Source organism: Mycolicibacterium austroafricanum, from assembly GCF_902705885.1.
GTDB classification, from domain to species: Bacteria; Actinomycetota; Actinomycetes; order Mycobacteriales; family Mycobacteriaceae; genus Mycobacterium; species Mycobacterium vanbaalenii_A.
On sequence record NZ_CACSIP010000024.1, the window covers coordinates 35858 to 50080 of the forward strand.

General features: G+C 68.6%; 16 protein-coding genes. 7 read left to right on the forward strand and 9 right to left on the reverse strand.

The window, feature by feature from the left end; genetic code table 11:
* Nucleotides 1–9: 9 nt before the first annotated feature.
* The 3 genes from BEMPMBAN_RS17190 to BEMPMBAN_RS17200 are packed head-to-tail and all read right to left on the reverse strand — an operon-like array spanning nt 10 to nt 4402.
* Complete coding sequence (locus tag BEMPMBAN_RS17190; protein WP_159232225.1) at nt 10–330, reverse strand: P-II family nitrogen regulator; 321 nt, start codon at nt 328–330, stop codon at nt 10–12.
* On the reverse strand, nt 327–2882 hold the full coding sequence (locus BEMPMBAN_RS17195) for a DUF2309 domain-containing protein (RefSeq protein ID WP_159232227.1): 2556 nt from the start codon (nt 2880–2882) through the stop codon (nt 327–329). Before BEMPMBAN_RS17195 ends, BEMPMBAN_RS17190 begins: the two co-directional genes overlap by 4 nt.
* A complete protein-coding gene (locus BEMPMBAN_RS17200) occupies nt 2879–4402 on the reverse strand; it encodes a proton-conducting transporter transmembrane domain-containing protein (protein WP_159232229.1) in 1524 nt (507 codons plus the stop codon). The genes BEMPMBAN_RS17195 and BEMPMBAN_RS17200 overlap by 4 nt, the downstream gene beginning before the upstream one ends.
* Before the next feature lie 253 nt (nt 4403–4655).
* Here BEMPMBAN_RS17200 and BEMPMBAN_RS17205 point away from each other — a divergent pair, with 253 nt between their 5' ends.
* Both BEMPMBAN_RS17205 and BEMPMBAN_RS17210 read left to right on the forward strand, forming a co-directional pair.
* A complete protein-coding gene (locus tag BEMPMBAN_RS17205) occupies nt 4656–5615 on the forward strand; it encodes a TerC family protein (protein WP_234897533.1) in 960 nt (319 codons plus the stop codon).
* A gap of 36 nt (nt 5616–5651) precedes the next feature.
* Nucleotides 5652–6035, forward strand: coding sequence for a helix-turn-helix transcriptional regulator (locus BEMPMBAN_RS17210; protein ID WP_159232232.1), 384 nt, complete (start codon nt 5652–5654; stop codon nt 6033–6035).
* A gap of 63 nt (nt 6036–6098) precedes the next feature.
* Here the strand turns inward: BEMPMBAN_RS17210 and mbp1 are convergent, their stop codons facing one another.
* Together mbp1 and BEMPMBAN_RS17220 are read right to left on the reverse strand one after the other, a co-directional pair.
* Nucleotides 6099–6338 (reverse strand): microaggregate-binding protein 1, encoded by a 240-nt coding sequence (gene mbp1, locus BEMPMBAN_RS17215; protein ID WP_159232234.1) that lies wholly within the window; start codon nt 6336–6338, stop codon nt 6099–6101.
* A gap of 256 nt (nt 6339–6594) precedes the next feature.
* Nucleotides 6595–6750: a hypothetical protein gene (locus tag BEMPMBAN_RS17220; RefSeq protein WP_200846017.1), complete on the reverse strand. Its 156-nt coding sequence runs from the start codon at nt 6748–6750 to the stop codon at nt 6595–6597.
* A gap of 127 nt (nt 6751–6877) precedes the next feature.
* Between BEMPMBAN_RS17220 and BEMPMBAN_RS17225 the strand changes: the two genes are divergently transcribed.
* Nucleotides 6878–7312, forward strand: a complete 435-nt coding sequence (locus BEMPMBAN_RS17225; RefSeq protein WP_159232235.1) for an ATP-binding protein — start codon at nt 6878–6880, stop codon at nt 7310–7312.
* Nucleotides 7309–8097: an RNA polymerase sigma factor SigF gene (locus BEMPMBAN_RS17230; protein ID WP_159232237.1), complete on the forward strand. Its 789-nt coding sequence runs from the start codon at nt 7309–7311 to the stop codon at nt 8095–8097. The genes BEMPMBAN_RS17225 and BEMPMBAN_RS17230 overlap by 4 nt, the downstream gene beginning before the upstream one ends.
* Here BEMPMBAN_RS17230 and BEMPMBAN_RS17235 read toward each other — a convergent pair.
* The gene (locus tag BEMPMBAN_RS17235) at nt 8068–8499 is read right to left on the reverse strand and encodes an STAS domain-containing protein (RefSeq protein WP_159232239.1); all 432 of its coding nucleotides are present in this window, start codon (nt 8497–8499) and stop codon (nt 8068–8070) included. The genes BEMPMBAN_RS17230 and BEMPMBAN_RS17235 overlap by 30 nt on opposite strands.
* Nucleotides 8500–8764: 265 nt before the next feature.
* Between BEMPMBAN_RS17235 and BEMPMBAN_RS17240 the strand changes: the two genes are divergently transcribed.
* Nucleotides 8765–9301, forward strand: coding sequence for a nucleotidyltransferase family protein (locus tag BEMPMBAN_RS17240; protein ID WP_200846018.1), 537 nt, complete (start codon nt 8765–8767; stop codon nt 9299–9301).
* Between the two features lie 61 nt (nt 9302–9362).
* Here BEMPMBAN_RS17240 and BEMPMBAN_RS17245 read toward each other — a convergent pair whose 3' ends face one another.
* On the reverse strand, nt 9363–9683 hold the full coding sequence (locus tag BEMPMBAN_RS17245) for a hypothetical protein (RefSeq protein WP_159232244.1): 321 nt from the start codon (nt 9681–9683) through the stop codon (nt 9363–9365).
* A gap of 264 nt (nt 9684–9947) precedes the next feature.
* Here BEMPMBAN_RS17245 and BEMPMBAN_RS17250 point away from each other — a divergent pair, with 264 nt between their 5' ends.
* Nucleotides 9948–10301, forward strand: coding sequence for a VOC family protein (locus BEMPMBAN_RS17250; RefSeq protein ID WP_159232246.1), 354 nt, complete (start codon nt 9948–9950; stop codon nt 10299–10301).
* 46 nt (nt 10302–10347) lie between these two features.
* Nucleotides 10348–11337 (forward strand): NAD-dependent epimerase/dehydratase family protein, encoded by a 990-nt coding sequence (locus BEMPMBAN_RS17255; protein ID WP_159232248.1) that lies wholly within the window; start codon nt 10348–10350, stop codon nt 11335–11337.
* A gap of 83 nt (nt 11338–11420) precedes the next feature.
* Here the strand turns inward: BEMPMBAN_RS17255 and BEMPMBAN_RS17260 are convergent, their stop codons facing one another.
* Entirely contained in the window at nt 11421–13223 is a 1803-nt protein-coding gene (locus BEMPMBAN_RS17260; protein WP_159232250.1) for an acetyl-CoA carboxylase biotin carboxylase subunit, read from the reverse strand.
* A gap of 126 nt (nt 13224–13349) precedes the next feature.
* Entirely contained in the window at nt 13350–14198 is an 849-nt protein-coding gene (locus BEMPMBAN_RS17265) for a DeoR/GlpR family DNA-binding transcription regulator (protein ID WP_234897534.1), read from the reverse strand.
* Nucleotides 14199–14223 lie beyond the last annotated feature (25 nt).

A 14223-nucleotide genomic window follows, 5' to 3' on the forward strand; every position in this document is an offset into this window, starting at 1 on the left:
GTGGTGGGTTCAGCTGAAATAATCGGGTCTGCTGACGTAGGTCTCGGTCACGAACATCACGCCCGAGGACGCGTCCAGCATCGGCCGCAGTCCCGCGAGCAGTGCCTCGACCTTTGCGTCGGGCACCACGGTGATGATCAGTTCGAGGGTGGCCTGCTGGTTGAACAGCAGCCGGCCCTGGTGGTAGCCGTGATGGCCGAGTCCGGAGACCCCGGACAGGCTGGTGTACCCGGTGGCACCGACGCTGCCGATGAGCTCCCGGACCGCGGGCGCGTCCGTTCCGCTGACAACGACTTCGATCTTGGTCATCTTGGTCAGGGCGGGTGTCATGGAATCATCTCCTCGTCGTGAACGGGTTGTGGACAACGGATTTCGGCCCAGGGCTGCCAGCCGGCCCGGGTCCAGCGCTGCCATGGGTGGGTCGGGTGCTCGCGGGCGGCGACGGAGACCCAGTCGTTGCCGAACAGCTGTTGCAGAATCGGATTGCGCCCGATCACGGCGTCGATACGCGCCAGCGGGGCCTGGACGACGGCAAGAAGCCGTTGGGGCTCATGCAGCATCCCGTCGCGGTAGCTGACCGATTGCCACGGCAGCCCCAGACGAAGGTCGCCGACATGGCCGGTGATCACCCCGACATTTCCGACAACGTTGTGGACGGTCTTGGTTCCCGCGCCGAAGACATCCGGGGCCACGGTGGAGAAGTAGTACTGGCAGTTGATCCACTGGGCCACCACCAGGGGCGCGGTCAGGATGGTCTCCAGCGCGGTGCCATCGGAGTCGGCCCCGGCGTCGTAGGAGTGCAGGAATGTTCGGCGTTGCAGGTCGAGCCCGCGGGTGACGTCGCGCGGCGCGATCACGAACGCGGCGTTGCCGGCCAGTCCCCACTCGGGGTACACCTGCGCCCAGTCGACCGATCTGCGCCCGACGTGCCTGGCGGCGGCGCCCGGTGACCGGTGCCGCTGGGCGCCGGGCAGCACCGCGCACCGTTCGGCCGCCAGGGCGCGTCCGGCACGGGACAGGTCGGCTCGGAGGCGGTCGACGTCGGCGCGGTGGTCGGGAGGGATCAGGTGGGTGTCGAGAATGGTGACGCGGTCGGTGGCGGTGTCATGCAGGGCCGCGACGACGTGGGTGCCCTCCGGGATCGTGATGCCCGCCCTGCGCAACTCGTCGCGGACTTCGGTCTGGTTGAGGATGTGTGCCGCAGTGCGGGCATTGGGCCCGCCTCCCTGCCCGCCGCACGCGCCGCAGTCCAGCGACGCCTGATACGGGTTGTTCTCCGTGTCGCTGTGGTGGCCGCACAGGACGACCAACCTTCCGAATCCCGTTGTCAAACCGATGGTTTTGAGCATCACCTGCGCGAATAGGACCCGCTCTTCGAGTGGCATCGATTCCACGGTCAGCAGTGTCTGCGCGGCGGGGGCGATCGCGTCACGAAGCCTGCGGCGCACACCGGCCACGGCTGACGGGGTCAGGGTCTTGGCTGCCGACAGGGGTGCGGCGAAGCAGCCGGCGGCTTCGGCGAGGGCGAAGGGGGCGGTCGCAGACTCCTTGGCGGAGTGGAAGGCCGACTCGGCCCCGGCCAGGATGGTGGCGCCGCTCAGCCGACGCTCGGCGGCGCGACGGGCTTGGGGGGCAGGCTCTTCGGCGATGAGGTGGTTGGGTGAGATCAGCACCGGACACAGATCAGCGGGTGCCCCGGCCAGCAGATCGGTGAACCGGATCGCGACGGCGAAGAACCCGGCGAATCCCAGGGTCTGGTAGTCACCGCACGCCTCGAGGTGGCGCCGCAGTCCTTCCGAGCGGGTGTCGATGCACGTGATGAGCTGAGTGTGCGCGGGCCGGGCACCACACGGTGAGTGGGAAGCCAAGTCGGCGAGCAACTGGTCCTGGTAGTGGGCCTCGAAGGCGTTCTGCCAGATCATCAAGCGGGCCGGGGTGGGCAACGCGGCCAGGATCCTGGCCGCCCTCGCCAGGTCGCACCCGGCGTCGGCGATGCCCCACATCCGGAACAAGTGCGCGGCGCGGTCCCTCGCGGTGCACAGCGCAGGCAGGGGAGGCTCCGTGATCTGGCTCCCGTGGTCTCGCAGAAGCGCCGCTTCGTAACTCAGCCGCATCCCCAGGTACTGCAGCAGGTCGACACCGACGTCGCGGTCGGCACACCAGTTGACGTGTGCGGCCCAGCCCGGCAGCCGGGTCAGATGGGCCTGCAGATAGGTGACCCGTTCGTCGTCAGTGACGCCGAGAGCGTCCAGCGCCTGCAGAACGGCGTCGTCGGGTCGGTCGGCGACACCGCGAAGCCGGGTGCGCACGGTGCGCGGCAGAGTGCGGTCGGTCGGTGCGAGTGCCCGCCACGCCCGGTAGAAGCCGCGTTCGCGGCCGGGCATCGCCCAGCCCGCGTCGCCGAGGAACGCGGCCAGCCATTTCGCGGCCTGCGCGTCGACGGTGCCGGCCGCGGCAGCGGCCCGCTCTTCGGATCGAGTCCGGCGACGGCGCAGTGGTTCTGGGGCGGGCGCGCCATGCAGAAGGTCGGCGCGCAGCAGCGCGGTGGTGGTGACGCGGCGGTTCGCGAGCTGCAGATCCGGTTCTTCGGCGAGTATCGGGTCGCGGCGGATGAGTGCGCGGTCCAGGTCGTCATCGGTGATGCGGCCCTGGTGGTAGAGCGTGCGGAACACGCTCTCGGACAGGGTGCCGGGTGTGCCGTAGAGGTCGCCGGCGCGCCGGATGGCCTGCTCGAAGGGCATGGCTTGCAGACCTGCCAGCGGATTGACCGCGATGAAGGTGTCCAGCGGGTAGTGGGTGGGCAGTACCCGCGCGGAAAGCCGGATGTCGCTGCGCAGCCGGGCGCGGCTCGAGTCCGGTCGGGTTGATGTCGTCTCGGTCATCGGAGTGCCCCTGCGGTCGTCGGGTGGATGGTGCCGGCGCTGAGTGCGTGGGTGTAGACGGCGCGTCGCAGGGCCGCGGCGGCCGGCGACCAGCGCAGGCTCGCCAGCGCACCGAGTAGGAGCACCGCGGCGATGACGGTGACCCAGACGGCAGACGGGGCGGCCGTGGTATCGGGCAGCGCTGGCGTGAGAAAGGTGGTGGCGGCGCTGATCAGAGCGACGTAGCCCACCGCAGCCGGCAGCAGTACGGCCCCGGCAGTCAATGCGCCCGCGATGTCGGGCCGACGCTGCAACCAGCCCCAGGTGGCGGCCGCGCCGGTCACCCAGGCGAACAGCAGCAGCGCCTGCTCTGCGGCGTGGGTGTGCGTCCAGGTAGGGAACAACTCGGTAGCGGCGTACAGCGCGGCCAGGGGGAGTACCGCGGCGGTGAGCAGGCTGAACCGCCGGCGGCCCCCCGTCTGCTGCGGCGCGGCGGGCAGCGCGGTGGACCGGCGGTGGCGGGCGATCGCCGAGCCGGAGGACAGAAACAGCGTGGCCTTGTAGAAGCCGTGAGCCACCAGGTGGATCACCGTTGCGGCCCACAAGCCGAGTCCGCAGGTGAGGATCATGAAGCCCATCTGGGCCATGGTCGAATATGCAAGCGCGCCTTTGATATCCGGCTTGACGAGCATGACGGCTGCGCCGTAGACCATCGTGGTGGTGCCCGCGACGACGAGCAGCCCGGCAGCCAGCGCGGGGCTGGGCAGCGGGCTCAACCTGATCAGCAGGATCCCGCCGGCGTTCACCACCCCGGCGTGCAGCAACGCCGACACCGGGGTCGGTGCGGCCAGGGTGGCGGGCAGCCAGCGGTGGAAGGGCAGCTGCGCGGACCGGGACAACGCCGCGACCACGATCAGTACCGCCACCACCGGCGCCAAGGCGCCCTCGAGCCGTGCGGCCGGGAGGTCGGCCAGGTCGACGGTGCCCGTGCGGACGTTGATCAGACCCACGGCCACCCACAGGGCGCCGTCGCCGATCAGGAATGCCAGCCCGGCACGGCGCACCCCGTCCCGCGCGCTCGGCAGATGCCAGTAGGTGCCCAGCAGCAGGCACAACGCGATACCGGCGGTGGTCCAACCGGCAGCGATGCCGACCAGCGTGGTGGCGGTGACCATCACCGCTGACGCTGCGGTCAGAAGGCTGGCCCCGCCGGTGAACCACCAGGCCCGCGGGTCACCGGCGAGATAACGCACCGCGAACTCCTGTGCCACGGTGCTCACCCCGAAGATCAGCAGAAGCGCCGCCACCGCGAGCCGGTCGGCGGCGACGGCGAACACACCCGTTGCGGCGGTGGCCTCCTCGCCGCGGGCGGCGCCGGCCGTCAGCGCTGCGGCGAGGAGGAATCCTGCTCCAGCGGCTACAGAGCCGAGGCGCGACGTGAACACCGGGAACCTCGGGCCGATCGTCGCTGCCACCAGGGCGGCTGCCATCGGCGCCACGAGCAGTGCCACCAGGGTGGCTGTGTCGTCCCACACCAACATGCGAAGAAAAATACGTGTAATGCACTGCACATGTCAATCTGCAGTTTTCCGGAACGCCCGGACTCCAGACGTTCCACAACTAGTGAATAGTATTTCGTGTGTTAATGTTCGTGGCACCTGGTTTGGCCGAGAGGGCGACATGTTGTGTGGCGGAGATGTCTTGAGCTGCCTGTGGTCTCGGTGCGGCGCTCGACGCGGCCGTGTCCAGTGCGGCTGACTTGATTGCGACAGACACGAGACTCGAGGAGAAGTGGTGGCAGCCGACGCAATAGTCGTTCCGCTGTGGGGCTGGGTCGCACTGACGGCGGCCATCGCCGTCATGCTGGCGATCGACCTTTTCATGCACCGCGACAACCATGTCATCGGCTTCCGCGAAGCAGCGGTGTGGTCGTCGATCTGGATCGCGGCGGGACTGGGCTTCGGCGGAATCGTCTGGTGGGCCTATGGCGCCGAGGTCGCCGGCACCTACTACGCCGGCTACCTCATCGAGAAGGCCCTGTCGGTCGACAACGTCTTTGTCTTCGCGCTGATCTTCACCTACTTCGCGGTTCCGGATCGTTACCAGCACAAGGTCTTGTTCTGGGGCGTCGTCGGGGCGCTGTTGTTCCGGCTGGTGTTCATCTTCGTCGGCGCCGAACTGCTTGCGGCGTTCTTCTGGACGGCCTACCTCTTCGGGGCTTTCCTGATCTACACCGCCTACAAGATGGCCTTCCAGCACGACAAGGAGATCGAACCGGACAAGAACCTGGTGGTGCGGCTGGTGCAGCGGCTGATCCCGACCGATCCGCGCTACCACGGCGATCGGCTGTTCACCCGGGTCGACGGCAAGCGGGTGGCCACGTTGCTGTTTGTGGTGCTGGTCGCCATCGAGGCGACCGACCTGATCTTCGCGATCGATTCGGTGGCCGCGGTGCTGGCGATCACCACCAGTACTTTCATCGTCTGGACCGCCAACGCCTTCGCAGTTCTCGGGCTGCGCAGCCTGTACTTCTGTCTGGCCGGTCTGCTGCGCAGGTTCACTCACCTGCACTACGGTCTGGCGGTGCTGCTGGCCTTCGCCGGCGTCAAGCTCGTGCTGTCGGAGACGCCGGTCGGCAAACTGCCGATCTCGCTGACCCTGGGCGTCATCGTCGTCACCCTGACCGTCTCCATCGTGTGGAGTCTGTTCGCCACCCGCACCGACAAACCGGCGCGCGACCCGCTGGATTACTGAAACCCATCACACGAATGGGGCAGTACCATATCGGCGATGGTCGCCTCGAGACGAACGCCGAAGAAGTCGCCGTCGGCCCGCACGCCGGGATCCGGGGCGGCCGGCCGCGCGCGGCCGAAGAAGGCGCCGCAGGCGGCCGTCGAGCCCGGCCAGCCGCGCGGGTGGACATTTCTGACCAACCACGCCCACGTCCTGCTGTGCCTGGCGCAGGGTTCACGGACCGCGCGTGAGCTGAGCCTGCTCATCGGGATCACCGAGCGTTCGGTGCAGGCGATCCTGGCTGATCTGATCGCCGACGGCTACCTGGAGAAAACCAAGGTCGGCCGCCGCAACAGCTACTCGGTGAACCCGTCGGGCCGGTTGCGCCACCCGCTGGAATCGGCGCACACCGTCGGCGAACTGATCAACGCGCTGACCTGATCGAGCAGACACACGACAGTGGGCCCAGCCGGAGAACCGGCNGGGCCCACTGTCGTGAAGCTCTTACTGATTGGACTCCTGGCGCTGCTCGGCGGCCTTGGCGCCGGCCCGAGCCGATTCGGCCTCGGCTTCCTTCTCGGCCACGTCGCGCTGCGCGTCGGCCTTGTCCTGCTGGGCCTTGCCCTCGCGAACCATGTCATCGCGTCCGGCGACGGTGCCGACCGTTTCCTTGGCCTTGCCCTTCACGTCCTCGACGACGCCCTTGATGCCTTCTTCGGGTCCACTGTTGTTCTTGTCGCTCATGCTCTACCTTCCGCTCGTGGGATCAGGTCTCATACGCCCAACTTCTCGAGCTGGCGTACCCGCGATTCAGTCATCGCCGGACGCAGTGAGACTTCCCGGAACACCCGGCCGCTAAACGGGTGACATGGGTCTCAACCAACGCCACTCTGCGGCAACGCAATTGCCTGCGCCCCGCAGGTGGGTTTGGGCTGCACCGCAGACGGGGTATTGCACCCGAACCATGACGACATCCGGATCGGGTCGCAGTTGTTCGGGATCACTGCATCATCGGCGCGAGCGCGAGGAACGCGACCGCGTAGATCGCCGCCGCGGCGAGGACGAGGATCGCCAGCACCACGCCGGCAGTGACCAGCGTCCCGCGCAGCGGCTTGCGTTTCGGTCTGGTGCCGGTCGGCGGGATGTTTTGTTCCATGGCGGCTGGTTACCCGACCCGGGTCATCGCCTAACGTTGTCCACCGCTACCTTCAGCACCCTCAACGCCCATGAATAGCCAGGGCAACGGCTGGGGTAGTCTCGCTTGCAAGTTTCCGGGAGGTCAGATGGCCGATAGCGCGAGCCACAGCAACGGGCAGAGCCAGGGCGCCCAATCGGTGGAGCTTCGAGTTGCCGCCACGCTGGAGAATCTCGCGGTGCTGCGGACCCTGGTTGCCGCCATCGGCACTTTCGAGGATCTCGACTTCGACGCGGTCGCCGATCTGCGGCTGGCCGTCGACGAGGCGTGTACCCGGCTGATCAGGTCCGCCGTGCCTGACGCCACCCTGCTCCTGGTGGTCGAGCCGCAGCCCGAGGCCCTTGTGGTCCATGCGTCGACCACCTGCGACAGCACCGACATCCTTGCGCCGGGCAGCTTCAGCTGGCATGTGCTCAGTTCGCTGACCGACGAGGTGTCGACCTTCTCCAACGGCCAGTCGGCGGATCACGATCAGCAGTTCGGCATCTCGATGACAACGAGGCGAGCGAGTTCGCTGCGGTGACACGATCGCCTTCGCAGGGTTCGTCGAAACGGTCGAGCTCTGAATATGCGGACGTGGCCGACATGTTCCGCCAGCTCGCCGATCTCGACGAAGGGTCGGCGAAGTTTCAGCGGCAGCGTGATCGCATCGTCGAGCGCTGCCTGCCGCTGGCCGATCACATCGCCCGGCGTTTCGACGGTCGCGGCGAGCCCCGCGACGATCTGGTCCAGGTAGCCCGGGTAGGCCTGGTCAACGCGGTCATCCGGTTCGACGTCAACGCCGGGTCGGACTTCGTGTCGTTTGCGGTGCCCACCATCATGGGCGAGGTCCGCAGGCACTTTCGCGACAACAGTTGGTCGGTCAAGGTGCCTCGGCGGCTCAAGGAGCTGCATCTTCGGTTGGGCGGGGCGACCGCAGACCTGTCACAGCGGCTGGGCCGCGCCCCGACGGCCAGCGAACTGGCCGCCGAGTTGGAGATGGACCGCGACGAGGTGATCGAGGGCCTGGTCGCCGGCAGCTCGTACAACACGTTGTCGATCGACAGCGGCGGTAGCGGCAGCGAGGAAGCCCCCGCGATTGCCGACACGCTCGGCGACGTCGACACCAGCCTCGATCAGATCGAGAACCGGGAGGCGTTGCGGCCCCTGTTGGCGGCGTTGCCGGAGCGTGAGCGGACAGTCCTGGTGCTGCGCTTCTTCGAGTCGATGACGCAGACTCAGATCGCCGAGCGGGTCGGCATCTCGCAGATGCACGTGTCCCGCCTGCTGGCGAAGTCGCTAACTCGTCTCCGGGACCAGCTGCAGTAGCCGGGGCGGGTCGTTGTGCACCGCGGTCAGCGCGGCGGCGACGTCGTCGCAGATCGGCAGGGTCGAATCCGGGTCGCAGATCCGAAGCAGCCGGTCGACCGCGGGGCTGGCCACCAGTGCCCAGTGAATCTCTTCTGCCACGCACTCGACATTGAGCGTGTGCAGCGCGGTGAAGCCCGCGGTGGCGAAGAAGGTGAGCCCGGACAGGTCGATGACCACTCGGTCGGTGTCCGGGGCGTGGAGCATGGCGTACTCGACAAAACCGGCGACATTGGCCGCATCGAGTTCACCGTGCGCGGCGACCACCGCCGTGCGGGGTTGTGGCCAGGCGATCTCGAACTGCGCAGTGTGGCAGTCGACGCGCTCAGCGGGGGTGGGAGGGGTATCGATGATTTGGGACATTTTGTGACTCCATCAGTCGGAATGCGTGATTCGGACTTTGGTTCACGTCAAGGTGGGCCCTTGGTCTCAAAGCCTGCACGAACGATGTCCGTGTGACGATGACGCTTCCAGAGGCTGTTGATTTCAACCCGTGCTTTGAACCCTACGCCCTCGGGCCGATCTTGGACAATGGAACCCTTGCCTTCCTAACGATATCCTCAGGTGGAGAGTGACGGCTACGTCACAAACTCCCGTATTTAAGGCGAAACGCGCTGTGACACAAAGCATGTCGGTATCAGGAGTGCTGCTCGCGGCAGGCGCGGGCGCGCGATACGGGCAGCCGAAGGTGGACGCCGAGGGCGGGCGGTGGCTGCGGCTGGCGGTGTCGGCCCTGCACGACGGCGGCTGCGGCGACGTCGTCGTGGTTCTGGGCGCGGCCGTCGTCGACGTCCCCCAGCCGGCGCGCGCCGTGGTCGCCGAACGGTGGGCCGACGGGGTCAGCGCGTCGGTGCGCGCCGGACTGCTCGCGCTGCCCGCCACCACCGAATATGCGGTGCTGACCACCGTCGATACCCCCGACATCGGTGCCGCGGCGGTGCGCCGGGTGCTGGCCGCGGCCCGGTCGTCGGACTCGGGGTTGGCCCGGGCCCGCTACGGCCAGCGCCCCGGCCATCCGGTGGTGATCGCCCGCAGGCACTGGCCGCAGCTGCTCGAGGTGCTCAGCGGCGACGAGGGCGCCGGGCCGTTCTTACGGGCTCGTGACGACGTAATCGCGGTGGACTGCGGTGATCTGGGCTCGGGTATCGACTTCGACGAGCGCTGATCCGCGGTGATTTCGGCGCAGTTCGTCACGCAGGCGTTGACGAACTGCGCCCGATCCGCCGCTATCGGCCGAAGACGGCCTGCGCGAACCGCGCCACCGCGTCCGCCCCGGTCTGCGCGGCATTCTCATGGCCCGGGCGGGCCCGGGTGCCGATCGCTCCGGTCGCCGGATCCAGCGTCACCTCGGCGAGCAGCTCGCCGGTCGTCGGCTCGCACACCGCCCATGAGCACAAGGTCTCTGAATCCCACTGTGCGGCTTGCTTGTCCACGTAGTCGGGGGCGTGTTCGCCGAGGTCGGCGAGCGCGGGTCGGTCGTCGACGCGGTCATCGGCGCGTAGCGCACGCAGGTACCAGTTGCCGGCATTGATCTCGACGGGCTCCACCCGCTCAGCTTGCCATGAGAAGGGACAGGCCCCGTTCCCGCCACCTTCGCGACGAAAACGGGGCCACTCCACCCCTCAGCAAACCGGGCTACTGCCGTGAGCAAACCCTATAAGACGGCGGCGGCGCACGAAAGGGTTAATCACGCCAGAGGTCAATGGCATTCCCGGAGGCGCCGGCAAGCTCGATTGGCTAGCCAAGCGAACTATCGATGAGTTTTCGGTCCGTCGCCGGTCATAACAACGAGCGACGGAAAGGAACAGGCGATGGCGATCGACCATCTGTTGGCTGTGGTGGCGGTGTCCGACCTGCAGGCCGGCCGCGAGTGGTACAGCTCGCTGTTCGGCAGGGCGCCCGACAACGAACCCATGCCGACGCTGGCTGAATGGCAGGTGGTGCCTCAGGGCTGGCTGCAGGTGTTCCTCGACCCGGGCCGCGCCGGGTCGAGCCTGTTCAACCTCGCGGTCGACGACCTCGACGCGCACCTCGCCGCGGTGGCCGGCAGGGGGCTGGAACCCGACGCCGTCGTGGAGGCCAACAAGGGTGTGCGGTTGTCGACGTTGACCGATCCCGACGGCAATCTGATCCGGCTGATCGGCGGCTTCCGGGTCCGCTATTGACCCTCGGTACGGTTGCGGGCGACAGCGACCGCACCGGAGGGGCCAGATGAGGGTACTGATCACGGGGGGCACCGGCTTCGTGGGCGCGTGGACCGCAAAAGCCGTCCAGGACAGCGGCTACGACGTGCGGTTCCTGGTGCGCAGCGTCGAACGGCTGGCGGCCAGCGCGGGCAGCATCGGCGTCGACGTCGCCGACTCCGTCCTCGGCGACATCTCCGACGCCGACTCGGTCAGCGCCGCCCTGGACGGATGCAACGCGGTCATCCACTGCGCGGCAATGGTTTCCACCGATCCCAGCCGTGCCGACGAGATGCTGCACACCAACCTCGAGGGTGCCCGTCACGTGTTGGGGGGAGCGGCCGGCAAGGGACTGGACCCGATCGTCCACGTCTCGAGCTTCACCGCGCTGTTCCGCCCGGACCTGGAGGTGCTGCACGCCGATCTGCCGGTGGTCGGGGGCAGCGACGGTTACGGCAAGTCCAAGGCCGTCGTCGAGGCGTACGCCCGCGGCCTGCAGGACGGCGGGGCGCCGGTCGACATCACCTATCCGGGCATGGTGCTCGGGCCGCCGGCCGGTGAGCAGTTCGGCGAGGCGGCCGAGGGTGTCGAGGCGGCGATCAAGATGCACGGCGTGCCGGGGCGCAGCGCGGCGTGGATCGTCGTCGACGTCCGCGACCTGGCGGCGCTGCACGTCGCGCTGCTGGAGCCGGGGAAGGGCCCGCGCCGCTACATGGCCGGTGGTCGGCGGATCCCGGTCGACGAGCTGGCGTCGCTGATCGGCGCGGCCGCGGACCGCTCGCTGGCAGTGTTCCCGGTGCCCGACACCGCGTTGCGCGGGGTGGGCGCGCTGTTCGACACGATCGGCGCCTACCTGCCGTTCGAGACGCCGATCAACTCCGCGGCGATGCAGTACTACACCCAGATGCCGCCGTCAGACGACGGACCCAGCGAGCGCGAACTCGGCGTGACGCAGCGCGACCCGGCCGAGACACTGGCCGACACCGTGGCCGGACTGCGGCGGGTCGGACGGAGCTGACCCGCTCGCCGCCGACGAGCGCGACGTCTTGTACGCGACACGCCGCGTGAGGGCGTGCAAACCCGCGCGCTCGCGGGGCGAAGTTACTCGCTGCTCTTGATCTCGCAGAGCACGGTGCCCTGGGTGGTAGCCGCGCCGGGCTCGACGGACAGCCCGGTGATGACGCCGTCCTTGTGGGCGGTGACGGGGTTCTCCATCTTCATGGCCTCCAGCACCACCACCAGGTCACCGGCCGCGACGGTCTGGCCCTCCTCGACGGCGACCTTGACGACGGTGCCCTGCATCGGCGCGGTCACCGAGTCACCCGACGCCGCGGCGCCGCCGCCGCCACCACGCTTACGCGACTTGGGCTTCTTCCGGATGGCCCCGTGCGCCGGGGCGCCGCCGTTGCCGAGCGCGAGGTCGCCGGGCAGCGACACCTCGAGGCGACGGCCGCCGACCTCGACCACGACGGTCTGGCGCGGGATGGTGTCTTCCTCGTCGATCGGGTCACCGCCGGTGAACGGCTCGACGGTGTTGTTCCACTCGGTCTCGATCCAGCGGGTGTGCACGTCGAACTTGGTGCCGTCGCCGATGAAGGCGGGGTCGGCGGTCACGGCGCGGTGGAACGGGATGACGGTGGCCAGACCTTCGACGGTGAACTCGTCGAGGGCCCGGCGGGAGCGGGCCAGCGCCTCTTCGCGGGTGGCGCCGGTGACGATCAGCTTGGCCAGCATCGAGTCGAACTGACCGCCGATGACCGAGCCGGTCTCCACGCCGGAGTCCATCCGCACGCCGGGGCCGGTGGGCGGCTCGAACTTGCTGACCGGGCCGGGGGCGGGCAGGAAGCCGCGGCCGGCGTCCTCACCGTTGATCCGGAACTCGAAGGCGTGCCCGCGCGGCGTCGGATCCTCGGTGATGTCGAGGGGCTCGCCGTTGGCGATCTTGAACTGCTGCAGCACCAGGTCGATGCCGGAGGTCTCCTCGGTGACCGGATGCTCGACCTGCAGACGGGTGTTGACCTCGAGGAAGCTGATCAGACCGTCCTGGCCGACCAGGTACTCCACGGTGCCGGCGCCGTAGTAGCCGGCCTCCTTGCAGATCCGCTTGGCCGACTCGTGGATCTCCTTGCGCTGCGGGTCGGTCAGGAACGGCGCCGGCGCCTCCTCGACCAGCTTCTGGAAGCGGCGCTGCAGCGAGCAGTCTCGCGTGCCCGCGACGACGACGTTGCCGTGCGTGTCTGCGATGACCTGGGCCTCGACGTGGCGCGGCTTGTCCAGGTAGCGCTCGACGAAGCACTCACCGCGGCCGAAGGCGGCGACGGCCTCGCGGGTGGCCGAGTCGAACAGCTCGGGGATCTCTTCGATGGTGCGGGCGACCTTCATGCCGCGCCCGCCGCCGCCGAACGCCGCCTTGATCGCGATCGGGACGCCGAACTCCTTGGCGAACTCGACGACCTCGTTGGCGTCCTTGGCCGGCTCGGCGGTGCCGGGCACCAGCGGGGCCTCCGCGCGGGCCGCGATGTGGCGGGCGGTGACCTTGTCGCCGAGGTCGCGGATGGACTGCGGGCTGGGCCCGATCCAGATCAGCCCGGCGTCGAGGACGGCCTGGGCGAAGTCGGCGTTCTCGGACAGGAAGCCGTAGCCGGGGTGGATGGCGTTGGCGCCGGACTTCGCGGCGGCGTCGAGCAGCTTCTCGAACACCAGATAGGACTCCGCCGAGGTCTGGCCGCCGAGGGCGAACGCCTCGTCGGCGAGCCGGACGTGGGGAGCGTCGGCATCTGGTTCGGCATAGACCGCCACGCTCGCCAGTCCGGCGTCCCTGGCTGCTCGGATCACCCGGACCGCGATCTCCCCGCGGTTGGCGACGAGCACCTTGGAGATCTTTGAGCTGGCGTGACTGGCCACTGCGCCTCCTGATGGCATCGTTTTCTAAGAGCGTCTTTAAGAATGTATCTCGGGAAGTTTAAGCGGCCTAGCTGAGGCGTCGGCGAGCCGGTCCCTTACCCGTCGGTAACTCTGTGCGCGGCGGCTTCACTGCCCCGCTGCCCCGCCGTCCCCCGTGCCGTCCCCCGTGTCGACGACGTGAACGTGCACCCCGGCGGCCGCGATGCGCTCCAGTTGGGAAGCGTCGGCGGTGGAGTCGGTGACCAGATGGTGGATCTGTCCGAGGGAGACCATCTTGGCCAGCGTGACCTTGCCGATCTTGGAGCCGTCCACGGCGACGACGACGCGCTGGGCGTTGGCGGCCATCGCGATCGCCGTGCGGGCCTCTGCCTCGTCGAAGGTGGTCGCCCCGATCTCGGCGCTCATCCCGTCGGCGCCCAGCACCGCGGTCCCCACGGTGATCACCTGGAAGGCGTGTTCGGACATCGGGCCGACGGCTTCCAGAGAGTTGGCCCGTACCAGTCCGCCGGTGGCGATCACCTTCATGTGGGCGTCGACGGCGCAGTCGGCCGCGATGGTCAGCGAATTCGTGACGATGGTGATGTTCGGCCGCCCCTTGAGTGACCGGGCCACCTCGCCGGTGGTCACTCCACCGGTCAGCGCGACCGCCTGCGGGCCTGCGGGCACCAGCGCCGCGGCGTGCTGGGCGATGCGTCGCTTGATCGCGACCATCCGGTGATCGCGGAGCCGGACCGGGATCTCGCTGCCACTGGGGTCCAGGGCGCGGGCCCCGCCGTGGGTGCGCATCAGCAGGCCCTGCTCTTCGAGTTCGGCGAGGTCCCGGCGCAAGGTGGCCGCGGATACGCATAGCTCCGCACACAGCGCGTGGGACGCGATCTCGCCGCGCTCCCGCAGCAGCGAGAGCACGGCGCGCATCCGGTCGGTGCGCTTGATCGACACCTGCGGGACCTCCTTCGACGGGCTGCGGCGCGCCACCAACAATCAGTTTTACTGATCGTTT